The 25690-nt window shown below is 65.9% G+C and carries 26 protein-coding genes and 1 pseudogene; 7 read left to right on the top strand and 20 right to left on the bottom strand.

Going from position 1 to position 25690, the window contains the following annotated elements:
* Entirely contained in the window at positions 1-483 is a 483-nt protein-coding gene (locus tag GM672_RS06760; protein WP_155469768.1) for a hypothetical protein, read from the bottom strand.
* Positions 484-756: 273 nt separating this feature from the next.
* Between GM672_RS06760 and GM672_RS06755 the strand changes: the two genes are divergently transcribed.
* Positions 757-2958 (top strand): TonB-dependent siderophore receptor, encoded by a 2202-nt coding sequence (locus tag GM672_RS06755; protein ID WP_229417589.1) that lies wholly within the window; start codon positions 757-759, stop codon positions 2956-2958.
* A gap of 141 nt (positions 2959-3099) precedes the next feature.
* Complete coding sequence (locus GM672_RS06750) at positions 3100-3636, top strand: DinB family protein (RefSeq protein ID WP_155469766.1); 537 nt, start codon at positions 3100-3102, stop codon at positions 3634-3636.
* 17 nt (positions 3637-3653) lie between these two features.
* Here GM672_RS06750 and GM672_RS06745 read toward each other — a convergent pair whose 3' ends face one another.
* The 13 genes from GM672_RS06745 to GM672_RS06690 all read right to left on the bottom strand — a co-directional run bounded on the left by GM672_RS06745 (position 3654) and on the right by GM672_RS06690 (position 15575).
* Entirely contained in the window at positions 3654-4586 is a 933-nt protein-coding gene (locus GM672_RS06745) for a type II secretion system F family protein (RefSeq protein ID WP_155469765.1), read from the bottom strand.
* A gap of 10 nt (positions 4587-4596) precedes the next feature.
* Positions 4597-5571 (bottom strand): type II secretion system F family protein, encoded by a 975-nt coding sequence (locus tag GM672_RS06740; protein WP_155469764.1) that lies wholly within the window; start codon positions 5569-5571, stop codon positions 4597-4599.
* A gap of 10 nt (positions 5572-5581) precedes the next feature.
* Positions 5582-6925 carry a TadA family conjugal transfer-associated ATPase gene (locus GM672_RS06735; RefSeq protein WP_155469763.1) on the bottom strand — a complete coding sequence of 448 codons (1344 nt, stop codon included), beginning with the start codon at positions 6923-6925 and terminating at the stop codon, positions 5582-5584.
* Positions 6926-6950: 25 nt separating this feature from the next.
* The gene (locus GM672_RS06730) at positions 6951-8123 is read right to left on the bottom strand and encodes a CpaE/TadZ family protein (RefSeq protein WP_155469762.1); all 1173 of its coding nucleotides are present in this window, start codon (positions 8121-8123) and stop codon (positions 6951-6953) included.
* A 10-nt stretch (positions 8124-8133) separates the two neighbouring features.
* Positions 8134-8385, bottom strand: coding sequence for a hypothetical protein (locus tag GM672_RS06725; RefSeq protein WP_155469761.1), 252 nt, complete (start codon positions 8383-8385; stop codon positions 8134-8136).
* A complete protein-coding gene (locus tag GM672_RS06720; RefSeq protein ID WP_155469760.1) occupies positions 8382-9815 on the bottom strand; it encodes a type II and III secretion system protein family protein in 1434 nt (477 codons plus the stop codon). The genes GM672_RS06725 and GM672_RS06720 overlap by 4 nt, the downstream gene beginning before the upstream one ends.
* Positions 9812-10666: a Flp pilus assembly protein CpaB gene (gene cpaB / locus GM672_RS06715; RefSeq protein WP_155469759.1), complete on the bottom strand. Its 855-nt coding sequence runs from the start codon at positions 10664-10666 to the stop codon at positions 9812-9814. Before cpaB ends, GM672_RS06720 begins: the two co-directional genes overlap by 4 nt.
* Positions 10666-12018, bottom strand: a complete 1353-nt coding sequence (locus GM672_RS06710; RefSeq protein ID WP_229427767.1) for a DUF8689 domain-containing protein — start codon at positions 12016-12018, stop codon at positions 10666-10668. Before GM672_RS06710 ends, cpaB begins: the two co-directional genes overlap by 1 nt.
* Positions 12015-12578 (bottom strand): prepilin peptidase, encoded by a 564-nt coding sequence (locus GM672_RS06705; protein WP_155469758.1) that lies wholly within the window; start codon positions 12576-12578, stop codon positions 12015-12017. The genes GM672_RS06710 and GM672_RS06705 overlap by 4 nt, the downstream gene beginning before the upstream one ends.
* Positions 12579-12667: 89 nt before the next feature.
* Positions 12668-12838, bottom strand: a complete 171-nt coding sequence (locus GM672_RS06700; protein ID WP_155469757.1) for a Flp family type IVb pilin — start codon at positions 12836-12838, stop codon at positions 12668-12670.
* A 33-nt stretch (positions 12839-12871) separates the two neighbouring features.
* Positions 12872-13006: a hypothetical protein gene (locus GM672_RS29530; protein WP_260099319.1), complete on the bottom strand. Its 135-nt coding sequence runs from the start codon at positions 13004-13006 to the stop codon at positions 12872-12874.
* A 167-nt stretch (positions 13007-13173) separates the two neighbouring features.
* Entirely contained in the window at positions 13174-13830 is a 657-nt protein-coding gene (locus GM672_RS06695) for a response regulator (RefSeq protein WP_155469756.1), read from the bottom strand.
* A gap of 23 nt (positions 13831-13853) precedes the next feature.
* Positions 13854-15575 (bottom strand): sensor histidine kinase, encoded by a 1722-nt coding sequence (locus GM672_RS06690; RefSeq protein ID WP_155469755.1) that lies wholly within the window; start codon positions 15573-15575, stop codon positions 13854-13856.
* A 132-nt stretch (positions 15576-15707) separates the two neighbouring features.
* Between GM672_RS06690 and GM672_RS06685 the strand changes: the two genes are divergently transcribed.
* From GM672_RS06685 to GM672_RS06675, 3 genes are read left to right on the top strand one after another with little or no spacing between them, the layout of a single operon-like run.
* Positions 15708-16178: a TadE/TadG family type IV pilus assembly protein gene (locus GM672_RS06685; RefSeq protein WP_155469754.1), complete on the top strand. Its 471-nt coding sequence runs from the start codon at positions 15708-15710 to the stop codon at positions 16176-16178.
* Positions 16175-16777, top strand: coding sequence for a TadE/TadG family type IV pilus assembly protein (locus GM672_RS06680; RefSeq protein ID WP_155469753.1), 603 nt, complete (start codon positions 16175-16177; stop codon positions 16775-16777). Before GM672_RS06685 ends, GM672_RS06680 begins: the two co-directional genes overlap by 4 nt.
* Position 16778: 1 nt before the next feature.
* The gene (locus GM672_RS06675) at positions 16779-18125 is read left to right on the top strand and encodes a TadE/TadG family type IV pilus assembly protein (RefSeq protein ID WP_155469752.1); all 1347 of its coding nucleotides are present in this window, start codon (positions 16779-16781) and stop codon (positions 18123-18125) included.
* Positions 18126-18605: 480 nt separating this feature from the next.
* Here GM672_RS06675 and GM672_RS06670 read toward each other — a convergent pair whose 3' ends face one another.
* The 3 genes from GM672_RS06670 to GM672_RS28255 form a co-directional block, all read right to left on the bottom strand.
* On the bottom strand, positions 18606-19505 hold the full coding sequence (locus GM672_RS06670) for a flagellin N-terminal helical domain-containing protein (protein WP_155469751.1): 900 nt from the start codon (positions 19503-19505) through the stop codon (positions 18606-18608).
* Positions 19506-19696: 191 nt separating this feature from the next.
* Positions 19697-20743 carry a hypothetical protein gene (locus GM672_RS06665; protein WP_155469750.1) on the bottom strand — a complete coding sequence of 349 codons (1047 nt, stop codon included), beginning with the start codon at positions 20741-20743 and terminating at the stop codon, positions 19697-19699.
* A gap of 157 nt (positions 20744-20900) precedes the next feature.
* A complete protein-coding gene (locus GM672_RS28255) occupies positions 20901-22079 on the bottom strand; it encodes a helix-turn-helix domain-containing protein (RefSeq protein WP_170299955.1) in 1179 nt (392 codons plus the stop codon).
* Positions 22080-22226: 147 nt separating this feature from the next.
* Between GM672_RS28255 and GM672_RS06655 the strand changes: the two genes are divergently transcribed.
* The gene (locus tag GM672_RS06655) at positions 22227-23582 is read left to right on the top strand and encodes an MBL fold metallo-hydrolase (RefSeq protein WP_155469749.1); all 1356 of its coding nucleotides are present in this window, start codon (positions 22227-22229) and stop codon (positions 23580-23582) included.
* On the opposite strand, the gene GM672_RS06650 is transcribed toward GM672_RS06655, so the two are convergent.
* Positions 23579-24421: a CPBP family intramembrane glutamic endopeptidase gene (locus GM672_RS06650; protein ID WP_155469748.1), complete on the bottom strand. Its 843-nt coding sequence runs from the start codon at positions 24419-24421 to the stop codon at positions 23579-23581. The two genes, GM672_RS06655 and GM672_RS06650, sit on opposite strands and share 4 nt — an antisense overlap.
* An 11-nt stretch (positions 24422-24432) precedes the next feature.
* Positions 24433-24933, bottom strand: coding sequence for a MarR family winged helix-turn-helix transcriptional regulator (locus tag GM672_RS06645; RefSeq protein WP_155469747.1), 501 nt, complete (start codon positions 24931-24933; stop codon positions 24433-24435).
* A 127-nt stretch (positions 24934-25060) separates the two neighbouring features.
* Here GM672_RS06645 and GM672_RS06640 point away from each other — a divergent pair.
* Positions 25061-25264 (top strand): annotated as a pseudogene (locus tag GM672_RS06640) (ankyrin repeat domain-containing protein); the annotation flags it as partial.
* 25 nt (positions 25265-25289) lie between these two features.
* On the opposite strand, the gene GM672_RS06635 reads toward GM672_RS06640, so the two are convergent.
* Complete coding sequence (locus GM672_RS06635) at positions 25290-25496, bottom strand: hypothetical protein (RefSeq protein WP_155469745.1); 207 nt, start codon at positions 25494-25496, stop codon at positions 25290-25292.
* Between the last annotated feature and the right edge of the window lie 194 nt (positions 25497-25690).

The raw sequence follows: 25690 nt of genomic DNA, 5'->3' as shown, positions 1-25690 counted from the left end.
CTACGGCGCGGCGCCGCATTTGGCCAAGCCCAATTGCGGGATCAGTTGAGCGAGCCGGTTATCCAGCCGGTTTCTTTCGGCCTCCTTTTGCTCGTACGTCCGGCGCGGTGAAAATACGTCGTCCCGGTCGACTCCAGCAAGTTGCTTGTTCAACTCTTCGATCTGTTTTTGGATAAACAGGCAGTTGTCTGGAATTCTCGCACCGCCTTCAAGCACGGCAATCCGTGCGTCCCTTTGCTCCACTGCCGTCTTGTAGGCGCCCAGCAGCTGGTCCAGCCGCTGTGCCTCGGACCGGGCGTTGGCCACGGCAAGCTCCAGTTCCTGCACCTTCTGCTTCAGTTCCGCCTTCGCGTTTTCAGCGGCGACAATCTGCACACTGCTCTCGGATTTTTGAAAGATGGTACCCGCCACGAAGGTCCCACTGACGAGTGCGAGGCCCAACGCTACCAGCGCAGCCAACCAGCCATCGTGTGAAACAGCCATGATTTCCTCTGAAGATTAACGTCGGTTGCCAGCATCGAATGCAATACGAATATTTTATAGGCCGGCAGCGCGTGGATGGCCCCATGGCAGGAAGTTGAACGGATATTTCGTGAATCGACCGACAAGTCGGCGCGAAAGGCGGCACGTGCGGACCCTCCAGCTGGAAAGCCTCTCTCAACTTGCAGATCGACAGCAAACGATACCGCGCTTACAATTGATAGTGATTATCATTTGCATTCGCATTTGCGAAGGTTGTTCCCTACAGGAGTCGTCATGCCGCGCCACCGCACCAGCCCGTCCAACCGCCCCCGCCGCCAGGCAACCATGCTGTGCGCCAGCCTCGCGCTGGCGTATCCGCTGGCCCATGCCGCGCCGTTGCCGGAGGCCGAAGCGCCGCTGCCGGTGGTGACCGTCACGGGCACGGCAGAAGGCAAGGGCAGCGAGGGATCGGGCTCGCTGGCCAGCCGCAAGGCCAGCGTGATGAAGGGCTTCGACACGGTGCGCGAGATTCCCCAACCCGTCACCGTCATCACGCGCCAGATGCTGGACGACCGCGCCCTGCTGGACCTGCAGGACGTGCTGCAGAATACGCCGGGCGTATCCGTCGATTACACCGACAGCGAACGCGTGACGTACTTTTCGCGCGGCTACCAGATCGACGCGTTGCAGATCGACGGCGTCACCGTCAACCAGGCCGGCTCCTCGTTCGTGCAGCCCGATACGGCGGTGCTGGACCGGGTCGAAGTGCTGCGCGGTGCCTCGGGCATGCTGCGCGGATCGGGCAATCCGTCGGCCACCGTGAATATGGTGCGCAAGCGGCCGACGAAGGCCTTCCACGCGTCCGTCGGCGCCACCGCCGGATCGTGGAACCGCTATCGCCTGGAAGGCGACGTCTCCGGATCGCTGAACGCGGCCGGCACCTTGCGCGGCCGCCTCGTCGCCGTCGGCGACGAAAAGGATTTCTTCCAGAAGGCGCGGCATGAGGACCGCAAGGTGCTGTACGGCGTTATCGAAGCGGACCTGACGCCGCGCACCACCGTGACGGCCAGCTTGCAGCACACGGACCTCGATGCCACGGGCGCCTGGGGCAACCTGCCGGGGAACCTGGACGGCTCGCCCTTGAATCTGCCGCGCGACACCTACCTGGGCGCCGACTGGAATCGCTGGAACCGCTACAACCAGCAGGCCTTGGTCGAAATCGAGCACCGCTTCGAGAACGACTGGCGCATCAAGGCCAGCGCCGCATGGACCCGCCTGCACCTGAAGGACAACGGCTTCAAGCAGACCTATTTCACGCGCCAGGCCCGCGCCACCAGTCCCTACCTGATGAACGTGACGACGGCCCAGTACACGGGTGCCGACAGCGACCAGCGCAGCTTCAACGTCACCGCCAACGGCCCGTTCGCGCTGTTCGGCCGCACCCACCAGCTGGTGGTCGGCGGCGAGAGCCTGCGCACCGATGCCACCGACAGCTGGGGCCAGGGCAACCTGTACCAGGCTGACAATGTCGACATCCGCACGTGGAATCCGTACACCTCCTACGCCGAGCGGGACGTCCCAGTCAGCGGCAGCGCCTCGCCCACGTTCACACGCCAGAAGGGCGCCTATGCGACGGCGCGCCTGTCCATCACCGATCCGCTGACGGTGCTGCTGGGAGCGCGCCTGAGCTGGTGGGAGTACGAAGCCGTCAAGACGCCGGCCAGCAATTACAGGATCGGGCGCGAGACGACGCCCTTCGCCGGCCTGGTCTACGACTTCACGAAGCAGGTCAACGGCTACATCAGCTACACGGAGATCTTCACGCCGCAGAACGTCAAGGATGCCAGCGGCAATATCCTCGATCCCATCCGCGGCGAAGACTACGAAGCCGGCATCAAGGGCGAATTCTTCGGCGGCCGCTTGAGCGCATCGCTGGGCGCCTTCCGCATCGATAACGTCGGCCGCGCGATCGAGGACGGCTCCACCGCCAACCCCTGCCTGCCGTACTACACCAGCGGCTACTGCCGCATCGCCGGCGGCAAGACGCAAAGCGAAGGCTTCGAAATGGAAATGGCCGGCGAAGTGCTGCCGGGCTGGCAGGTCATGGGCGGCTACACCAATACGCGCACGAAGTACATTGTCGACAGCAGCGCCGCCAACGTCGGCCAGCCGCTGCGCACGATCGACCCGCGCCACCAGCTGCGCGTGTTCAGCACGTACCGCCCGGACGGCGCGCTGCGCGGCCTGGCCGTCGGCGGCGGCGCGCAAGTGCAAAGCGACACCTACGTCACGGGCGGCGCCATCAAGGCCCGCCAGGGCGGCTACACCGTCTACAACGCCATGCTGGGCTACAAGTTCAACGAGCGCTACTCGGTGCAGGTCAATGTCAACAACCTGTTCGACAAGGTCTACTACAAGAAATACGCGCCGACGGGCATCAGCTACTACTACGGCGACCCGCGCAACGTCGTCGTGTCGCTGCGCGCGATGCTGTAAGCCGCCCGCGCATCGGTGTCAGACACCCAAGCCGCTGCGCGCCGCGCTGGACACCGCTCAAAAATTGGCCAAGCCGGAGGTTGGATAAGTTGGTCGTAGTACACTCCCCCGGCGGCATGTGCCGCAATGACGGGGGCGCCGATGCCGACGTGTGACGATATCGTTTTGCTGGCGGCGTACAACGCCGACATGAATCGCAAGCTGTACGACGCGGCGGGGCGGCTGGCGCCCGGGGAACTGGGGGCGGAGCGGAAGGCGTTCTTCGGTTCGCTGCTGGGGACGATGAACCACCTGGTGGCGGGCGACACGATCTGGCTGTCGCGCTTTGCGCTGCATCCGGGCGCCTTTGCCGCGCTGGCGCCGTTGCGGGGGGCGCCGATTCCCACTAGCCTGACGCAGTCGTATGGCGACGACCTGGCGACGCTCCGGGCCCACCGCCAGCGGCTCGACGGCTTCATTACCGCCTTTGCCGCCGAACTTCAGCCGGCCGACCTCGAGACGGCCTTCGTCTACCGCAGCACGAAGGGTACCGAGTTCCGCAAGCGCTTCGGCAGCCTGCTGCTGCACTTCTTCAACCACCAGACCCACCACCGCGGCCAGGCCAGCACCTTGCTGACGCAGGCCGGTGTCGATCTCGGCGTGACGGACCTGGTGCTGCTGGTGCCGGACGTGAACTGAGGGCGCGAGGCGGCGTATCAGGCGCTGCCGGCCAGCGGGCCGATCGACTTCATGATCTGCAGCACGGAAGGACCCAGCAACACCACCAGCAGGGCCGGGAAGATAAAGAAGATCAGCGGGAACAGCAGCTTGGTGGCGATCTTCGCGGCCTGCTCTTCCACCATCTGGCGGCGGCGCGTGCGCAGCTGCTCGGATTGCACGCGCAGCGCGACGCCCACGCTGGTGCCGAAACGGTCGGCCTGGATCAGCATCTTCGTCAACGCATCGACGTCTTCCACGCCGGTGCGCAGCGCCAGGTTGCGCAGCGCCTTGTCCTTGGCACTGCCGGCACGCATTTCCAGGGTCACCAGCTGCAGCTCGTCGGCCAGGACCGGGCTTTTCAGGCCGATCTCCGCGCCGACGCGGGCCAGCGCCGCATCCATTGCCAGGCCGGCTTCGACGCAGACCGTCATCAGGTCCAGCGCATCGGGGAAGCTTTCGAAGATTTCGCGCTGGCGTTCCTTGATCTTGCGCTTCAGGACCAGGTCCGGCACGTAGTAGCCGCAAGCGGCGGCGGCGGCCAGGTACAGGAACGTCACCGTGCTGTCGCGCGCCGCATCGCCGGCAATGGCCAGGTAGAGCAGCAGCGGCAGGCCGACGGTCAATGCCGTCTTCCCGGCGTGAAACAGGCCGGGCGTGGCGGCACCGCGCCAACCGGCGTGGATGAAGCGCATCCGCACGGGCGAGCTTTCCCAGCCCTCGGCCGGCACGGACAGCTTTGCCAGCGGAGCGGCCAGTTGCGACAGGCGCTGCAGCCAGCTCTCGCCGCGCGGCGCCAGCACCTCGCGTTCGTCCAGGGCAGACAGGCGCCCCTTGACGGGGTCGCGCGTCAGCACCAGCATTGCCAGGGCCACCGCGCCGAAGATCAGCAGGAACAGGACGGCGAGAAACAGGATCTGTGAATGGCTCATCGGGATTTCCTCAAACGCGCAGCCGTACCAGCTTGCGGATAGCCAGCACGCCGAACAGCATCATGCCGGCGGCGGTCAGCAGCATCCTGCGGCCGCCCGGATCGGCAACGAAAACATGCATCGCCTCGGGGTTGGTCGAGTACATCATGGCGCCCGCCCCGAAAGGGAGCAGGCACAATACCCAGGCCGACATGCGGCCTTCGGCGGACAGCACCCGCACCTGCCCTTGCAGCTTGTGGCGGTCGCGGATGATGGCGCTGATCGACGTCAGCAGCTCGGTCAGGTTACCGCCCGTCTCGCGCTGGATCAGCACGGCCACGACGAAATACTGCAGGTCCATGCTGGGCACGCGCTGCGCCAGGTTGTTCAGGGCGTCGCCCATGGCGACGCCGAAATTGACTTCGTCGAACGCGGTCTTGAATTCCTCGCCCAGCGGCGCGCTCATTTCGTCGGCGACCAGCTTCAGGGCCGTCGGGAAGGCATGACCGGCGCGCATGGCGCGGCTCATCATGTCCAGTGCCTCGGGCAGCTGGCGTTCGAAGCGCGCCAGCCTGGCATCGCGCACGCGCGTCAGGTTCCAGACCGGCAGGCAGGCCAGCAGCGCCGCCACGGCCAGCATGGCCAGTCCTGGCAGCTGCAGCCAGGCCGAGACGACCAGGCCCAGCACGAAGCCGCCGGCGCACAAGGCCACCAGACGCAATACCAGGTAACGGGCACCGGATTGCACCAGCATGCGATCGAGCTTGCGCGTCCCGGGCAGGCGGCGCAGCAGCCTGTCCAGGTCCGGGCTTTCGCTGAGCCGCCGCTCCTTGACGATGGTCACTTCCGACTGCCGCACTTCGCCGCCGATGATGCCTTGCAGGCGCCGCGCCACCCGCTCCGCTTCCGGACTGCGGTGCGTGTGCCAGCCGACATACAGCCCCCATACCAACAGCATGACTGCGGCGAAGACCAGCACGATGAACAGCAGGAAGGTGACGTTCATGACCCCTCTCCTAGCGCGGCTCGAATACTGCCGGCGACAGGTTCACGCCGAAGGTGCGCAGGCGCTCGGCGAAGCGGGGCCGCACGCCGCTGGCGGTGGCATGACCGATCACGGTGCCGTCGTCGCCCACGCCGCTCTGCTTGAACGAGAAGATCTCCTGCATCGTGATGACGTCGCCCTCCATGCCCGTCACTTCCGAGATCGACAGCACCTTGCGCTTGCCGTCCGTCAGGCGCGACACCTGTACGACGACGCCGACGGCGGCGGCGATCTGCTGGCGAATCGCCTTGGCCGGCAAGGTGCCGGCGGCCATGCTGACCATGTTTTCCAGCCGCGTCAGCGCGTCGCGCGGCGTATTGGCGTGGATCGTTGCCATCGAGCCTTCATGGCCCGTATTCATCGCGCCCAGCATGTCCATCGCCTCGGCGCCCCGCACCTCGCCCAGGATGATGCGGTCGGGCCGCATCCGCAGCGCATTGCGCACCAGCGCGCGCTGCGTCACTTCGCCCTTGCCTTCGATATTCGGCGGGCGCGTTTCCAGGCGCACCACGTGCGGCTGCTGCAGCTGCAGCTCGGCCGCGTCTTCCACCGTGACGATCCGCTCGTTGTGGTTGATGAAGCCGGAGATCACGTTGAGCATCGTCGTCTTGCCCGAGCCGGTGCCGCCCGAGATCAGGATGTTCACCTTGGCCTTGCCCAGGCCCTGCAGCACCTCGGCCATGTCGGCCGTCATGCTGCCGTACGAGACCAGGTCGGCCAGGCGCAGCGGGTCGGCCGAGAAGCGCCGGATCGACATCACGGCGCCGTCGATGGCCAGCGGCGGGATGATGGCGTTCACGCGCGAGCCGTCCGGCAGGCGCGCATCGACCATCGGGCTCGATTCGTCGATGCGGCGGCCCACCCGCGAGACGATCTTGTCGATGATCTTCATCAGGTGCGCTTCGTCGGTGAACGTCACATCCGTCAATTCCAGGCGGCCGCGCCGCTCGACGTAGATCTGCTTGTGGGTGTTGACGAGAATGTCCGAGACGGTCGGGTCTTCCAGCAACGGCTCCAGCGGGCCGAAGCCCAGCATCTCGTTCTGGATGTCGCGCGTGAGCGTCTTGCGCTCGGCGTCGTTGATGACGACCATCTCCTCTTCCAGCAGCCGCTCGACCAGCAGGCGCAGCTCCTGGCGGATCTGGTCCGGCGTCAGCCGCTGCATGCTTTCCAGGTCGACGCGGTCGAGCAGCGCCTCGTGGATGCGGCTTTTCAGCTGGTGGTAGGCGCGGTTGTCGATGGCGCCGCGCTGGGCGGTCGGGCGCACGGCACCGCTGTTGAGGCGGTCGCGCAGCGAGGAAGAAGGCATGTTCATCGTGTGTCCTAAAACGGTCCGGCAATCAGGCGGCGCGGCGGCCGAACAGGCGCGACATCAGGCCCGTGGCCTGCTGCGGCGCGGCCACGCCGGCCAGGTCGCGCGCCATGTCGTGCAGCGCGATGGAGAGCGGGCTTTCCGGCATCAGGCGCGTGACGGGCACGCCCTGGTTGACGGATTTCGCTGCGGCGTCGTAATGGTTCGGCATGGTGCGCAGGATGGGCGTGTCGAAGGCCTCTTCCAGGTCCTTCAGCCGGATATCGCTGTTCTTGTCGTGGCGGTTGACGATCAGCTCGACCTTGTCCTTGCCGTAGTCGAGGTTGCGGAACACCGTCAGCAGGCGCTTGCCGTCGCGGATATACGGCAAGGTCATCTGCAGGACGGGGTAGATCGTGTCGGCGTGATCGAGCGCGCGGATGCTGACCGGGTCCAGGCTGCGGCCCACGTCCAGCACGATGAAATCGTATTGGCGGCGTGCCAGCTTGACGATGGCGTCGATATGCTCGGGCTTGACGTCGCTGGCATGGGCCGGGTCGGACGGCGCGGCCAGCACGCTATAGTTCGGCGTGACACTGACCATCGACGAGGCCAGGAACGACGGGTCGAGACGGTGGATCTGCGTCGCCACGTCCGACAGGGTCGCCAGCGGCTTGATGTCCGAGACGAACAGCGAGGCGTCGCCGAACTGCAGGTTCATGTCGATCAGCGCGACGCGCTTGGTGCCGCCGGCGGACAAGGCATAGGCCAGGTTGGTCGCCAGGAAGGTCGAGCCGCTGCCGCCTTTACAGGAAATGAAGGCCAGCACCTTGCCGTTGGCGCCACCCTGGTTGCCCAGCTTCTCGGCGATGCGGTCCAGTGCCTGCGTCATCGCGGCCGGCTGGGGCGACGCCGGCAGCACTTCGCGCACGCCGGCGCGCATGGCACGCAGCAGGAATTCCTGCGACAGGTCGCCCGACAGCACGATGAAGGCCATCTGCGGGAACAGGTGGCCCAGGCGTTCGAGCTGGTCCAGGTCACCTTCTTCGGCGCGGGGCTGGTCGACCACCAGCACGTCCGGCACGGCATCGTCGGCCAGCGTCGTCAGGCGCGCCGGCGAGCCGGGAATCATGTCGACTTCATCGGCACCGGGACGCGTGCGCAGCTGGCGTGCCAGCTCGATCAGGTGGCGGTCGTCGCGGGACAGGACGGCAATTTTCATGATGGCTTCCTTACTTCTTGCCGAACGTCGGGTTGTCGTTTTGCGCCTTCGGCGTCTCGTACGATTTCTGGTAATTCTCGAAGGCCGAGATGGCGATGCCGGCATCGGTACCGGCACGGCGCTTGTCCAGCTGCGGCGGCAGGATCTGGCTGGCCATGATGTTGCGCACGGTGTTGCCGGTGCCGGCCGGCTCGTTGCTGGCGCAGCCGCCCAGCAGGAGGCCCGATGCCAGCAGGAGGATGAGAGGTCGGAAGAAAATCATGGCTTGTCCTTCGGTGCGTCGGTCTTGGCCGGGCCTTCGTGCTGGCCGCCGATCAGGAACTGCGCGCGCGTGGGCTGCACGTAGTCGTCGGTCGGCAGGCGCGGCGCGGCCGGCAGCGGTTTGGCCAGGTGCGGCGTGACGATGAATACCAGCTCGGTGCGGTCGTTCTGGAAGTCGCTGCTGCGGAACAGCGTGCCCAGCACGGGCACATCGCCCAGGAAGGGGAAGCGCTTGATATTGCTGGTCACGTTGTTGCGGATCAGGCCACCGATGGCGAAGCTCTCGCCATCCTGCAGCTGTACCGTGGTGGTGGCGCGTCGCGTCGTGAAGGCGGGCAGGATCGCCGTCGCGGTCGAGCCGCTGACACTGATGCCGATGCCTTCGCGGTTCAGTTCCGACACTTCAGGCGCCACGCGCAGGTTGATGCGGCCACCGGCCAGCACGGTCGGCGTGAACTTGACGGCCACGCCGTACTGCTTTTCTTCCAGGGTGATGGTGGTCGTACCGGACACATTGTTCTGGGCCACGGGAATGAAGATCGTGCCGCCTGCCAGGAAGCTGGCCTCCTGGCCGCTGACGGCCATCACGGTCGGCTCGGCCAGCACCTTGATCAGGCCATCGCGCTTCTGGCCATCGATGGTCAGCTGCGTGGTGCTGTTCTTGAACGCCGTGATGCCATTGCCCGTCTCGGACAGCAGTCTCGAAAGGATGCCGTAGCTCCAGCTGCCGTTGGTCTTGGTATAGCCAAGCGTCGCGCCCAGCTGGTCGACCAGGGACTTGGAGACCTCGGCGATCTTCACTTCCAGCAGCACCTGCTGGGGCGCGGCGATGGACAGCATGTTCAGCACCTTCGGCTGGGTGGAAGATGCCGCTGCCGGCGCGGCGGCGGCTGGCGCACCGACGCCGCTGGCGGGCGGGCTGCCAGCACCGGCGGAGGCGCCGGCGGCCGGCGCGGCACTCTCCTGGAAGGCGGTGGCCAGGGCCATCAGCTGGCCGGCCACGGCCGAATCGCTGACCATGCCGGACAGCACCAGCGTGTTGCCCGTGCTGCCCAGGTGGATGCCCTTTTCGTCCGGGAACAGCGTGTCGAACTGCGCGCGCAGCGGCGCCGTATCGACGGTGACGGCGATATCGAACACGGTCGAACGCTGGTCGCGTCCGGACACGATCATATTGGTGGTGCCGACGGCGCGCGCGACGATGACGACTTCGTTCACGTTCGGCACGACGACATTGGCCACTTCCGGCGCGCCCACGGTCACTTGCGCGGCCGGGGAGCAGAAGCGCTTCAGCACGGACTTGCCGCGCACCAGTTCGAGCCGCTGGGTGGCGCCGCCCTTCAGGTCGATACAGTCGGTGGCGGCCCAGCCGGCGTCCATCGCCAGCGCCAGCGCGGCGGCCAGCAGGGTCTTGTTCAGTGCGTGCGTCATTGCGGTGCCTTCGAATCAAATGCTTGCGGTGCGGCGTCCAGGCCGCGGATCACCAGTACGCCTTCGGCGCGGGGCGCGGGCGGACGGGCAGGAGCGCTCGCCGGGCGCGGGGCCTCGGCACGCACGGGTGCGGGCGCCTTTGCCGGCGGCAGGCCCAGCACGGATTCGCGCGTGGCGCCTACCGTGTTGGCCGGCTGCGGGTCGACCTGGTTGCGCAGCACCAGCGACAGCGAACCGATGCTGCGCGCCAGGTCGAGCTTTTCGACCTGGTCCGGCGTCAGTTCCAGGGTCACGGCATTGACGACGCGCGGCTTGGTGTCGTCGCGGTTCGATTCCTGCGCCACGGCCAGCACGAGGATGCGTTCCAGCACGATCTTCGAGATCGACTGCTCACGCACGCCGTTGTCGCTGGCACCTGCGGCCAGGTTGACGAGGATGTCGACATAATTGCCCGGCAGGGCGAAACCGGCCACGCCGACCACGTCGTTGACGCGCACCGTCATGGCGCGCTTGCCGGCGGCGACGACGGCGGACAGGCCACCGGTGGTGCCGGGCGGCGCCAGCTTCGATTCCAGGATCGGTTCACCGTTGCCGATATCGGTGCGGGTGACGCGGTTCTCCAGCAGCTTCAGGTCCGTGATGGCACCGGGCGGCACCGAGCCGCTTGGCCACTCGACCAGTTGCAGGTTGGTGGGCACCAGGCGCGCGCCCTGGCCGATATCGGCGGCGGCAACGGCCACGCGCGTGCCGCTGGGGCCCTGGTCGCTCATCAGCTTGGCCGCGACCAGCACGGCGGCCAGCGCCAGGAACAGGGCCACGCCGATAATGAGCAGTGATCGTGAATTTCGCATCAGTCGTTCTCCATCCTGCCGCGTTCGCGGCGTTCCAGCTCCAGGGCGCAGCCATGCAGGCTGCCCGCGGCAAAATAGTTATCCCAGGCCCAGTCCAGGTTCGGGCGGCTCAGTTCCGGGGGGCGGTCTTCATAACGTGCCAGGTCGCGCAGCTGGCGCAGCAGGTCGCGCGGGTAGCAGGCCAGCAGCGGCACGTCGCGCTGGCGGTGGCAGTCGAGCAGGTATTCGAAGACGGCCGCATCGAACGCCACGCCGGCCTGGTCGCAGGCCTGGCGGAACAACTGGTGGTATTCGGTTTCCGAGGCCGGCGGCACTTCGATCTTGTAGCCCAGGCGGCGCAGGAATGCGCCATCGGACAGGCGGTGCGGCACGAAGTTCGACGAGAACACGACGATCACGTCGAACGGCACCTGGAAGGTGTGGCCCGTGTGCAGCGTCAGGTAATCGACGTTGCGGTCCATCGGCACGATCCACCGGTTCATCAGCTCTTCCGGCGAGCAGCGCTGGCGCCCCAGGTCGTCGATGATGAAGATGCCGTTGTTCGATTTCAGGTGCGGCGGTGCCTGGTACAGGCGGGTATGCGCGTCGAAGCGCAAATCCAGCATGTCCAGCGTCAGTTCGCCGCCGGCCAGCGCCGCGGGGCGGCGCACGCCGCGCACCCAGCGCATGTCCGGCGCGGTGCCGCGGTCGAAGCCGGTGCTGGCCGCGACCGTCTCTTCCACCAGCTGGTGCTGCACATTGTCGAAGAAGGGAATCACTTCGCCGTCGACCATCAGCGCGTGCGGCACGGCGATGGCGCCAGACAGCAGGTTGCGCAGGCGCTCGGCCAGGAAGGTCTTGCCGCTGCCGGCCTGGCCGTGCAGGAACAGCGCGCGGCCCGAGTTCATGGCCGACCCCAGTTGCGCCAGCACGCGGGGATTGACGACGATGCCGTCGAAGGTGGCCGCCATGTGCGCGCGGGTGACATGCACGCCCGCCACGCTCTGCGCCTGCACCTGTGCCGTGTAGGCCGCCAGGGTGACGGGCGCGGGGCCGGCGTAGGCATTGCGGCCCAGCGCCGTGGCGGCGCGCACGCGGCCGCCTTCCGTCAGCACATAGGACAGATCGGCATCGGTGCCGCTGTTGCCGATGCGCGCCACTTCGCACAGCTTCTCGGCGCGCAGGAAGGCGATCAGCGGATCGATGACGCTGACGCTCAGTTTCAGGTGGGAGGCCAGTTCCGGCAGGCGCAGCTGGCCCCGCTGGTGCAGCACTTTCGCCACCAGTTCGGCCAGGAACAGGAAGGGCAGGCCGGTGTCGTCGACGGTGCGCGGGGCGCGCGCGTCGGCCGGGGCCATGATCGTTTCGCTCACAGCGGCAGCTCCCCGAACGCGCGCAGCCACAGCACGCAGGCGCCGGTGCCGGCAGCGATGGCAACGGCATACGGCAGGCGGCCGCTTGCGGCGGCCGGCAGGGCGATGCCATCACGCAGTCCGGTCAGCCCGGCATGCAGCATGGTCTGGTAGGTATTGCCCAATACGCGGCGCAGGCTGCCGCCCCATGCGGCGACGACGATGGCCAGCACGCCGCCGGCCAGCAGGGTGGCGATGCCGACGGTGAGGATATCGCCGGTGCCGACGAAGGCGCCCACCATGGCCAGCAGCTTGACGTCGCCGGCACCCATCAGGCGCAGCACGTACATCGGCAGCAGCAAGGCCAGGCCCAGCGCCAGGCCGCCCAGCGAGGACAGAATGCCCAGGGCGCCCATCGGCGTGCCGAACAGCCCCGCGCCGGCCGGCAGCAGCGCATGCAGCGCCAGCGCCAGCAGGGCGCCGGGGAAGACAACGAAATTCGGGATACGGCGCGCACGCAGGTCATGCCAGACGGCCAGGCCGAGCAGGGCGGATAGCAACATCAGTGGCAGGGATGACAAGGTGGGCTCCGTTATAAAGTAAAAGTCCGGAACGGGCGAACCGGTTCCGGACCGTGGCGCGCCGTGGCGGCGCGCCCTTGCGGTAGTGCTTAGGCCGTGCCGGCGATCGCTTTGGTGACTTTCTCGAAGATGCCCTTGATGTTGGTACCCAGGGTACCGACGGTCACGCCGATGACGCCGGCGATCAGTGCTGCGATCAGTGCGTATTCGATGGCGGTGACGCCGTCTTCTTCTTTAATGAAGTTCTTGATGAATTGCATAGTGTGTCCTTCGAATGAGAGGTTGGTCGGTGCTTATGCGCCAGTCCATGCGGCCAGTACCGCGATGAAGCCGACGACTGCAACGAGGGCGGTCAGAATCACGTACGACATCGTCGGCGTTCCCGTGCGTTCGTATTGCTGTTCCGGGAAATCTTCTTTGTCGTACACGTCTGCTCCTGTCCGGTTGCCGTCGCGCCGCATGAATCAGTGCGCAGCGCATGAACGACATCGTACGCAGGGCACTGCCCTTGCACATCCGTCAAACCTCCCTTTTTGGGTAGGACTGTCCGCCACCCCGGCCTGGTACATATGTACTAGATGCGTACCGGATGGACCTAATTGCCCATGCCGTGGCGGGTGGCGTAGACATACAGTTCCAGCCGGTTGGCCACGTCGAGCTTCTGGTAGATCGTCGTCAGGTGGTTGCGCAAGGTGCGTTCGGAAATGAAGGCCCGCTCGGCCAGGTCCTTGTTCAGGGCGCCCTTGCCCTGCACGATCATGCCGACCACTTCGCGCTCGCGCGCCGTCAGCGAGGCGATGCGCGCCGCTTCCGGGTCGGCGCGGGGCGTGGGCGCGACGATCTGGCCCAGCAAAGCCTGCATCAGCGACTGGTCCAGCCACAGGTCGCCCGCGTGCACCTTGCGCACGGCGGCCAATACATCCTCCGTCGCCGCTTCCTTGCTGACGACGCCGCGCGCGCCCAGCTTGACGGCATTGGTCAACGTGGCCTGGTCGCGGTTGGCGCTGAGGATGACGGCGCGCGTGACGCCGTTCGCCAGCAGCGCCGGCAGGATCTCCAGCGAGCTGCTGCCCTTCAGGTCGAGGTCGAGCAGCACGATGTCCGGCTTCAACGCGGCGCACAGGGCCGTGGCTTCGGCCGCGTCGGCGGCGCTGCCAACGAGGCTCAACGCGGGGGCCTCGGCCTGGATCAGCCGTTCCAGCCCCCACAGCATGGTCTTGTGGTCGTCCACCAGCATGATGCGGATCGTCATGGTCTCTCCAGGGATAGCGGTGATCAGGTGGGAATGCGGATGCGCAGCTGCGTCTGCCACGCGGTGGGCTCGACGCTCAGGGTGCCGCCCAGCGACAGCACGCGTTCGGCAATCGACACGGGCATGAACGGCGCCGGCACGGCGCGCTCGCCGGCGGGGTTGACGATATCGATGGCCAGCTGGCCGTTGTCGTCAGCCAGGCGCACGGTAGCGCTGCGCACTCTCGTGTGCTTGCGGATATTGCTGATGCCTTCGGTGACGATCTGGAACACCTCGGCGGCCATGCGGTCGTTGATGACGGGCGCGTCCTGCGCGTCGAGCGTGACGTCGATATCGTAGAACGATCGCACCTGGGCGATCTGGCGCCGCAGCGCGAACAGCAGCTCCGGCTCTTCCTGCCGTCCGCTGCGGAAGCGCTGGGCGAACTGGCGCATGTCGCCGATCACCTCCGTGCACATCTCGGTCAGCCGGTCCAGGTCGGGCGCGACGGGGTTGTCGTCGCCGGCCTGGTTGCGGATGGCGGCCACCGCGTGGCGCAGGCCGATATACGGCTGGATTGTGCTGTCGTGCAAGTCGCGCGCGATTTTTTGGCGCTCGCGAAAGGCCGCATCCGAAGCCAGCCGGTCCAGCAGGTCGATGGTCTCGATGACGGGGAAGGCCTGCTGCACGATATGGTTGAGGAAGGTGGCGTCGCCCCGGCGCAGCCGCTCGGCCGACGTGACGAAGATGCGGCCGGCGCCCTTGCGCAGCGGCAGCGCCGCGCTGATGAAGGAGCTCGTGTCCAGCAGGTCGGCAATGCCTTCGCAGGCGGCCGGATCGATCTCGGTCCAGTCCTGTTCGCCCGTGGCCAGCTGGGCGGCGGGAATATCGTAGGGCACCAGGGGCCGGGCGGTACCCCGGTACAGCACGGTGGCGGTTTCGCCCAGGTTCAGCAGCGGCAGCACGGCCGCATCGGAAATGCTGTTGTGGCTGATGGCGCGACCCGTGCTGGGGTGGTGTACGGTGTTGAGCATCCAGCGCCCGCTGTTATCCTGCATCAGCAGGACGCAGGTAGTGCCCCGGTAGAAGCGCAGGATTTTTGCCATCAGCGAGTCCAGCGTGTGCTGCACGCCGAACCGGGGGTTGGACAGCCGGCTGACATCGCGCAGCAGCGCCAGGCGGCGGCGCTGGTCGACAGCCAGGCCGCCCCAGAACGCGATCATGTACCCAAGCGCCAGCACGAAGGTGGCGCGCAGCAGCAGCAACTGGATATTCACCAGGCCATGGGCGGCCAGCACGGCCCCCGTGGCGACCAGGGCCGAGCCCAAGGTCAGCCGCGCGCCGGCATCGAAGCCGCGGCGGAACGACGTGGCCAGGATGGCAAAGAAGAAGAACGAGAAGAAGGGGCTGCGCACGCCATCGGTGGCGCACAACATCAGGCCATACCAGCCGATGTCGAGCCAGTAGATAACAGGGCCGTGCCAGAAGCCGGCGCGCGACCGGGCCACGCACAGCAGGACGAGACTGTGCAATGCATACGCCGTGAAGATCATCCAGGCCCAGCGCCCGGCCAGCACGACGCCGTCCGGCCCGATATACAGGGTCAGCAGCGCCGAGACGGCCAGCAGCAGGCGCATGCCGAACACCATCCACGCTTCCGCCCCGGGAATGGCGCCACGCCGGTCGATGGACGCGGCAGGCGCGTCCTGCCGGCCCAGGTCGAGCCAGCGTAACGGTGACAGCACCGTGCTTTGATACCAACTCATCGTTGTTCCTGGCCGACACCGGCGGTAAATCGTTTTGGGGCGCGTTCTAAAAGCACACGGCAAGATTTATTGCCATGTAGAATGTCAACATCTTACTGCATCGTCTGCAGAAAACCCCTAAATGTTGTGTGAATGATGATACCAACGGTTACCCGGCGTCAGTCTGGCGCCACACTCGTCGAGATGGCGATCATTACACCGGTCTTCCTGCTGGTGCTGGTCGCCCTGATCGAGTTCAGCCTGGTCTTTTTCACAACGTTGACGATGCAGTACGCCGTGCGCGAGGGCGCCCGCTATGCCGTCACGGGGCAGAGCAATCTCGATCCCGCCGCCAAGGCGCAACGCTCCGCCGCCATCATCGAGAAAATCAAGCTCAGCTCGTTAGGCTTCTATGACAAGCTGGCGCCGTCCATTTCCGTCAACGGCAAGACGTATTCCACCACCGCTTACGGCAACGGCATGTTCGGCGCGGCCGGCGACATCGTCGTGCTGCAGCTGGACTGCACCTGGCCCGTGACGACGCCACTGGTGTCCACGCTGTTTACGGACGGTAAATACCGCTTCAAGGTGGCGGCCACGATGCGCAACGAGTTCTTCGAATGAGGGCGCGCCTTGCCCGCCAGCGCGGCCTGGCCGCCGTCGAACTGGCCCTGCTGCTGCCCTTCCTGGTCGTGGTGCTGTTCGGCATGATCGACCTGGCCCGTGCGCTGCAGGCCAATACCATCCTCGTCAACCTGAGCCGCGAAGGCGCCAACCTGGCCGCGCGCGGCAACACCCCGCTCGAGACGAACAGCCAGGACATCATGCATGCCCTGATGGCCAGCGCGCCGCCGCTGAACGTGAACCAGCGCGGCATGATGTACATCACCCGCGTGATGGGGGTCGGCAGCGGCTCGGCCGCCACGAACGTCGTGCTGGACCAGTACCGGTGGATGGATGGCGCGCGCCAGCTGGGCCTGGGCTACAACAACAATACCTACGATCCGGGCAGCAGGATCTACAAGTGCAGCGGATGGCTCAATGAAGCCTGCACCAGCAGCGCGGCGCGCCCGACGGTGCTGATCATGAACGGCCAGCTGGCCGACGGCGAAGTCATCTACATCGTCGAAACGTTCTACCGCTTCAACATGCTGGTGGCCGGCGGCGGCTTCCTGGCCCTGCCCACGCTCGGGCCCGACCTGTACTCGATGACGGTGTTCTGACATGCAACCAACTCTTCAACGGCAGCGCGGCGCTGTCGCCATCATGGTGGCCGTGTGCCTGGTACTGGTGCTGGCGATGGCCGGCCTGGTGATGGACGGCGGCCTGGCCTACCTGGTCAAGGCCCGCCTGAACGCGGCAGTGGATGCGGCGGCAGTGGCCGGCGCGCGCGCCGTCACGACGGGCAATACCGAAGCCCAGCAACGGGCCAGCGCACAGCAGGCGGCAGCGGAATTCTTCGCGGCCAATATCCCCAGCAGCTATATGCTGTCCAAGCCGAAGCTGCTGGGCACCACCGTCTCCTTCAATGGCGGCATGGTCACTGTCGATGTCAAGGCCGAAGCCCCGATGCCCGTTTCGCTGATGCAGGTGATGGGCGCCACGTCGATGACGCCGGTGGCGTCGGCCCAGACGATCCGGCAGGACCTGGATATGGCATTCGTCATCGATACCTCGGCATCGCTGAGCACGGCTTTCCCTGCCGTCAAGACTGCTGCCAAGAGCTTCCTGGAAAAATTCAACATGGCGCAGGACCGGGTCAGCCTGATCCATTTTTCATATGGCGCCGTGATCGACAAAGCCATCCGGCCTGTCGATCGGGGTTTCGATCGCCCCGCCATGATCAATACGATCACGAACTACAGTTACGGCGGTGGCACGGCGTCGGTGGAAGGAATGTGGCAAGCTCGGCAGCAGTTGAACTCGATCCTGGATGTCAACAAATCAACCTTGCGCGTCATCGTCTTCTTTTCGGATGGAGAACCGACCTCGTTCGGTTCGTTCCTGACGTTGGCCCCCCCCAACGCCGGCGCCTGCAAGGACAGGGCGGGCACGATTGATTTGGATGGTCGCGGCATGTACAAACTGAATGCGCAGTCCGAGCTCATCACAGGATGCAACTTTAATGGTGGAGGCTATGGCTATGTCAAGCAACTGCCGGAATGGTATAACGCACACGAAACCAGCGCCACGGGTACGGACAATCAGGAGTTCCGCATCAAGGCAACGAGCCCGCGCCCCGTTTCGCTCAACGTCGGCGACACAGTTGCCTGGAGAACCAATGTCGATCGCGCTGCGCGCAACCTGGTCGAGGCCGTGGCTGCAAAGGCCCAGGATGAGGGAATTTTCGTTTTCACGCTCGGCCTCGGTGCGAACCTGAAAGTACCAAAGGGCATCGACAACGAAATCGGCGAAAACGTCCTGAAATGCATGGCCAACGTGGCCGATGGCCCTGCGCGCTGCCACAACCCGAACAAACCCGTCGGCATGTACTGCCACGCCGCCACCCAGGCTGACCTGACACCCTGCTTCTCGCGCCTGGCCTCGGCCATCCTGCGCATCTCGAAATAAGCCAGCATTTCGCGGCCGACCACCATCCACAAACGGACTGGGCGGGCCTGTGGCCGTCCAGCTTCGGTTCCTCCAGGCTGGCGTCAGCGAGGCGGGTCACCCCGCCGTCAAACGCCATCGGCCGCTCTTCAACGACCGCCTCGCCGTAAGCGATGGCAGTTGGCATCGACGGCCAAATAGGGTGCGGCCGCTGCGTGCCTCGCTGAATGGCGACCGGCCAATTTGAGAGGTATTTCCACCCGCGCTTGATGCGGCCACGCTGCGTTCTGCCGATGACGCCAGTCGCCGGGTGCGTGGTGCAGGAGCGTGGCAACGGTAAAAACGGCTCGCGTCCCCGCCGCCCTGGCAGGGGCAGGCTGATTGCACCGCGCCAGGACGGCATGAATGGCCGCCTTTCCTGGCAAAAGCGGCACGCCATAAAAAAAGCCAACCGGAATACGGTTGGCTTTTTGTGCTCGGCCGGCGAACCGGCGGTGAGGATTACTGCAGCAGGGACATGACCAGCGACGACTGGCTGTTCGACTGCTTCAGCATGGCGGTGCCGGCTTGCAGCAGCATCTGGTTCGACGTCATGTTGGCCGATTCCGTGGCGAAGTCGACGTCCATGATGCGGCCGGAAGCGTTCTTCGTGTTGGTCGAGATGCTCGACAGGTTGCTGTTGACGTGGTCCAGACGGTTCGAGATGGCACCCAGCTTCGAGCGCATCGTGCCGACGGCGTCGATGGCGTCCGACAGGTCCTTGATCGTCGCGTTGGCGTTGGTGGCGCCCGTGGCGGCGTCGGCACCGGAGATTTCCGTCCCGGCCGCAGCGGCGGCGACACCGGTGGCGCCGTCGAACTGGGCGGCGGCAGCCAGGATCTTGTCATGCACGGCCGTCATTTCGGTGGTGAAATCGGCGGTCATCTTCTCGTCCTTGTCGGCACCGATCTGGAACGTGATCGTCGTCGACAGCTTGCCCGTGCCGCTGGTCAGCAGGTTGGTGCCGCCGAACTTGGTGTTCGTCATGATGTTGCCCAACTCATTGCTCAGCGAATCGAACTCGGCCTGCATGGCGGCCTGGTCGTCCTTGGTCGAGGAGCCGTCGGCCGACTGGGTGGCCAGGTCCTTCATGCGGTTCAGGATGTTGGTCGTTTCGTCCAGCGCGCCTTCGGCGGTCTGCATCAGGGAGATCGAGTTCTGGGTGTTACGCATTGCAACTTGCATGCCGCTGGTCTGGGTCTTCAGGCGGGTGGCGATCTGCAGGCCTGCCGCGTCGTCCATCGCGGAATTGATGCGGTAGCCGGTCGACAGACGCGTCATCGACGTCGACAGCGTGCTTTGGGTACGGGTCAGCGAATTTTGTGCGGACAGGGCGGCGTTGTTGGTGTGCAGGCTCAGCATGATAAAAACTCCGGTTTGACGTTTGGTTGTGCGCAGATTTTGCGCGCTCATGAGTACAAGACGACCGACTCTTACCGGACATTAAGTGCCCTGCAGAAATTTTTTAAAGTTTTTTTCGGTCCTGCACGCGTGGGGCGAAACCGTAACGAAAAACCAACCGCTGACGCGGTTGGTTTGCCACCGGTGCGGCATCACCACCACTGGTGGATGCGGATCATGGCGCCACCGCTATTGTCGAGAATATAGCCATCGTTGAACCCCAGTTCCAGTTTGCCCGGTCCACTTCCCTGCGCGTCATACAGGATGCATCCGCCGGGTTCGTTGCCGGATTCGCCAAGTGCGCGGAACCATTGGTTTGCCTCGTACCAACCCTGGCCCCGGACGAATACCCGGCCCTTGGTAACCCGGGCCAGCAGAGCGTATTTCTGGATACCCGGTGCCGGGAACGCTCCGCCGGTGGCGAGGTCGCGCAGGCCACGTACCGACACCTCGTGCCCTTCAGCATTGAATTTATACTTGCCAATCGGGCCCGTGATCCGGATCACGTCGCCATCAAGGAAGCTGTTGAGTGCGGCCCAAGGCGTGATGGTGTTGGCTGGGGCGAGCCAGGATGCGCCGTCGCCGCCGATCGGCGGCTCCGCCCGGTGGCAGTCCTCCAGTTGCGACGACGATGGCAGCGGCAGGACCCCTTCCACGACGGACTCGCCGTAGCCAGGCGGTACCCGATGCGGCACCCGGTCGCCGTACCGCGTGATGAAACGCGCCGTAGTCAGTGCCGCGTTGTCGCGGTCTTCCAGCTTCCAGAAGTTGGTCAGTGGCAGGCCCGTCGAGCCGACCGGCTTGACATAGCCGGCCAGGCGGACGAACTGGTAAGCCTCGCCCGATTCCCGGGTGAGGCCGTCAGCCGGATTCCAGCCCGGATGGGTGGTGAGCAGGTTGTCTTCGCGCGCTTCGCTGAACCAGTGCCACAGCGGCAAGGTGCCTGCAGGTTGCGGCAAGTCGGGGTTGAACACGTGGCCTTGCATGCCATACAGCTGGTAGTCGCCGAATTCGCCGCTGCAGCCTTGCAGCCGGCATGTCCAGGCCGGCTCGCTGGTGGTGAAGAAATCGCCGGCGCTGGGACTGTAGAACGCCACCAGCGGGACCGTTGCCTGCGCGTGGGCCGGATTTGTCACCGAGGCCGCAGTCACGGCGGCAAACACGGACATTGTCAACTTCAGTATGCGAAATGCGTTCATGGTGTGTCTCCTTGGGTAGCCATCGAAGGAACAGTGCTGGAATGAAGCCAAAGCGGCTTGTCAGCGAGGAAACGGCCTCGTTGGCTAAACCATAGAACGGTGGCGCGACGCCGATCCATGGTCAATTCCACACACCAGGCCCGCGCCGGCGGGCGCATCAACAGGGTGGCTGCAGGCGAACGGCCAGTTCGGCGCGCGAGCGCACGCCCAGTTTGCGGTATGCCGACTGTAGCTGATTGGCCACAGTTCGCCGGCTGGTACCGCGCAGCCCGGCGATGGCGGCGCAGCTCGCGCCGGCCATCAAATGCGCCACGACGGCCTGCTCGGCCCGCGACAGGCAGCCCGCCACGCAGGGGTCCAGCAGCGGGTACGAGCCCACCAGCAGGCGCTCCCGGGCGACAGCGACCTCGGCCAGCTCGCGCCGCAGGCCGCCGTGGCCGAAAAACGCCACCAGTTCGACCAGCGAGCGCAGGCCCAGCTTGTGTTGCACGCGCGCCATGCAATTGCTGACGGCGGCCTTCGTGACGCCCATCAGGAAGGCGATTTCCTTGACGGCCTTGCCCTGCGCGGCGAACTCGGCAACCTGGCGCTCGCGCGGCGTCAAGCCCCGCGGGTCGCAACAGGGCGGATCGTTGCACACGGCGACGACGAAGCGGCGGCCGTCGGCATCGAACTTGTCAAGCATGGACCAGCGGCCATGCACCAGGGCCTCCCAGTGGGCCGACGCCATGCCGGCGTCGGCATGGCCGTCGGCGCTGCGCCGGACCATCTGGTGCAGCTTGTGGGACCCGTCCAGGCATGGTGGCGCGTCGTCGGCATCGGGCGCCAGCGTGTGGAACAGCGTGCGCCACCTGAACGCCGCACCGAGATGCGCGGCAACGCGGGCCCAGCGCCTGCGCTGATGGCACGACGACGGCGCGGCGTTCGCCAGCAGGGTACCGAGGCAGACACCGCTGCCGGCACCGTCCAGGCAGTGGATCACCAGCAGGTCCGTGATGCGGGTGACGAGATGGGTGTAGCCGGCGCCGCACGCCCGGTCCAGCGATGCTTCCGGCGACAGCGCAACGAAGGACTGCGGGATGCGCACGACGGCCTGCAGGCAGGCGGGCGACAGATGCCCCAGGCTGAAGCTGCCCGGCGTGTAGCTGAAGGCCCAGGCCAGCGGGGCGATGCCGCCATTGAGGACCGGCGCGGCCAGGCGACCGACGCGCCCGACCCATTCGGGGCTGCTGCCCCGCAGGTCGTAGCTTGCCGCGACAAGCGAAGTCCAGTCCGGGCGATGACGCATGATGGCGCGGCCGGTCTTGCAACCGGCAGTGGCGCGCGGGGCCGGCATGCCGCTGTCCCCACGCTTGGGTCCACGTGATGGAGGCCACGTGTTGGGTCCACGATACGTCCGTGAAAATTCCTGTCAAGCTGGGCCGAGGCATGGCGGCTGGTATCCTGCCAGTCCCGGGCCGTCCCTTGTATGATCCACGCAACCATGTCCACCCTGAAAATCTCGCGCATCCTGCATGCCGGCTATGTCTTCGACTGCGCCGGCACGCGCATCGCCTTCGATCCCATCTTCGAGAACCCGTTCAGCCGCAACTGCCACGCCTTTCCCGACGTGCGTTTCGATCACGCCTTGATCCGCCGGCAGCGCTTCGACGCCGTCTTCATCTCGCACTTCCATGACGACCACTGCTCGCTCGACAGCCTGGACCTGCTCGACCGCGCCACGCCGATCCACCTGTATTGCCAGTTCGAGCCGCTGTTCGCCATGCTGCGCGCGCTGGGCTTTACGGACGTGCGGCCCTTGCAGCTGGACGTGCCCGTGGCGGTGGGCGCCTTCACCGTCATTCCCCGCGAAGCCATGGATGCGGACGTCGATTCGATGTTCCAGGTGCGGGCAGCGGGCATGAATGTCCTCAATGTCGTCGACTCGTGGATCGACGACGGCACCCTGGCCAAGCTGGCGCGGGAGGCGCCGTGGGACATGGTGTTGTGGCCGTTCCAGACCATGCGTGAGATCGAAGTGCTGACGCCGTCGCGTGCCGTGCCGGCCCCGGTGGAACTGCCGGAGGAATGGATCGACCAGCTGAAGGTACTGAACCCGCGCTACGTGGTGCCCAGTTCCTGCCAGTTCCAGCAGGAGAGCTGGTCCTGGTACAACCGCGCCTTCTTCCCCATCACGTACCGCCAGTTCCGGCAGGAGGTGGAAGCGGCACTGCCGGGCGCGCGCGTGGTGCGGCTCGATCCGTCCGTATCGGTGCGGCTCGATGCGGCGTCGCTGCAGGCCGATGCGCCGCTGGACTGGGTGATTCCGGTGGGCGAGCAGGATGTCGATTACCGGTACGAAGGCAATGCCGCGCCACCGTCCACGGCGGACATCGCCCGGCAGTTCGGCGCGCTGGCGCCGGAGCAGGCGGCGCGCGCCCTTGATTATTGCCGCAGCGGCCTGCTGGCACGCTACGCCGCCATGGAGCCGCCGGAAGGCTATTTCGAGACGCCCCGGGTGTGGCGCCTGACCGTCTTCGACGATACCGGCACGGGCACGCATTTCCATTACCGGCTGGACGGCGTGGGCGGCATTGAGGCCATTGAGGCCATCGAGCCCGGCGCGCCGCTGGGCTGGACCACGGAACTGCCGCTGGCCAAGCTGCATGGCGCGCTGGCGCTGGGCGAATCGCTGACGTCGATGTACATGCGCATCAACGATGCCGTGTTCGATGCCGCCACCGAAGCGCAGATCCTGGACGCGGACGTGGTGGAAGACCCCTTGATCCGCTGCCTGTTCGACGACGCCTTCGGCGCCTACCAGGCGGCCCAGTTGCGCCGCCTGCTGGCCAGGCCTTAGCGCTTGTAGGCGCGGCGCAGCCAGAACGCGGCGGCAGCGGCCAGCAGCACCAGGGCCACCAGCGAGCCCTCGACGCCGAAGGCGCCACCCGTCAGCAGGGTGTCGCCCACCAGTTCACCGCGCAGCAGGCCGTCGGTGGCTGCGTGGCCGGACACGCTGGATGAAAACACCTGGCCGACGCAGTAATTCCATGCGATGTGCACGCCGATGCAAGGCCACAGGCTGCGCGTGGACAGGTAGATGGCCGCCTGCATGATGCCGACGGCAACGATGACGGCAATGGCGAGCGGCGACACGCCGTCATTGGGTAAATGCGCCAGGCTGAACACGAGGGCCGAGATGGCGATGGCGGCCTTGCTGCCCAGCGAACGCTCGGTCACGCCGAAGATCACGCCACGGAACACCATTTCCTCGGCCAGGCCCACCAGCACCAGTTCGGCCAGCGGCACCAGCAGCATGACGGTGAACGGATTGACGCCGTCGAAGCGATAGGCGCCCAGCGCGGCCAGCACGGCAAAGGTCAGCGTCACAAGGGCCGCACCGAGCAAAAGGCCGGCGCCCAGGCCCCGCGCCATGCCCTGCGTGGCAAGTTCCACCATCGGCCGCTTCTCGACGCGGCGCACATACAGGCGGTAGCCGCACCACACCAGCACGGCGGCCAGCAGTTGCGGCCAGACGATGCGGTAGGGCTTTGCCACCAGCTGCGAGGCGGACAGCATGACAAGGGGCACGGCCGCAAAGGTCAGCAGCGTGCCGAGCACGATGCGCACCAGGGGATGGGCCATCAGGCGCGCCGCCAGGGAGGGTTTGACCGTTGCCATGCTGAGAGTGGTGTCCATATGCGCTTTCGTCAGGGGGTGGGGAAAATGCTCCGGCGTGCTTCACGGATGCGATCGCCGAACGGGCGCTCGCCGAGCATGGCGATGGCTTGCGCCAGGCAGGCCGACAGCGGAAAGGCCAGTTCGGCATCGAGGCTGTCGGCGGCGTGTTTCGTGGCCTGCCAGCAGGCCTGCAACTGCGGCAGCAGGGCTTCGCCTTGCGGGCTCAGCCGCACGACGCGCTGGCGGCCGTCGACACCGCCCGCACGCACCTGCAACAGGCCTTCCTTCTTCATCAGCGCCACCGTCTGCGTGGCGGCCGGCTGCGTGATGCCGGCCAGCTCGGCCAGCTGGCCAATGGTCGCGCTGGGCTGCTGCGCCAGGATGCGCATGACGGGCGTGTAGCGAGGCCGATAGTCCAGTCCCGCTTCCGTATAGGCATCCTGGACGGCGCCGTCGAGCAGTTCGATCAGGTGGCGCAGTTGGGTGCCGAGTCCTTGTTTCGTGTTTTCCTTCGTGCTTTCTTTTTTCATGCCTTGATATTAACGCATTTATATAAGCGCTTATATAAATTTTTGCCGTGTCAGGGACAATGGCGGGAACAGGGAGGTACGATGAAAACATGGATCGCGGCAGCGGCCGCGGCTACAACGACACGACGCCCTGTATCACGCCGTGCGCAAGGGGCAGGCGGCCATGGCGGAAGTGCTGGTCAGGCATGGCGCCAACGTCAATGCCCGCGATAACGAAGGCAGGACGGCGCTGGCCTTGGCGCTCGGCAAGACGCCGGCCAGCATTATCGGCACGGGACCGCCCGTGCCGGCGATGGTGCCCTTGCTGCGGGAACGGGGCGCGACGGAGTAAAGGCGGCGCCGGCTTGCCTGACCTGCTACTTGTCCAGCTGCTTGTCCTGCTGCTTCTCCTGCCTGGCGCGCTTTTCCCACTCGCGCTCTTCCGTGCTGCGTTTCTCCTTGCACGCCTTGCGGTCGTTCCAGTCGACCGCGCGGTCGCAATCCTGCTGGTCGAGGGCCAGGTATTTGCCGGTGCAGCCGGACAGGGCCGCTGCAAGCGCGGCCAGGACAATGAGTTTGCTCACGGAGAGATTCCTATCGTAGGGGAAGGCGGATAGGCGAGCCTATCATGCCGGTAGCTGCGGAAAACTCTCGGATTGTCACGGCGGGAATGCGTGACAGAGTGGCTGGTGTTGGCACAACCAGGCTGAACGGTGGGTTCATGACGCGCCAGGTCACCTGCTCGTCGAAGCAACGTCATGATCCGAAACGATCCGTC

This window comes from Pseudoduganella buxea (genome assembly GCF_009720835.1).
GTDB classification, from domain to species: Bacteria; Pseudomonadota; Gammaproteobacteria; order Burkholderiales; family Burkholderiaceae_D; genus Rugamonas; species Rugamonas buxea.
This window is presented reverse-complemented; position numbering and strand designations above follow the sequence as displayed.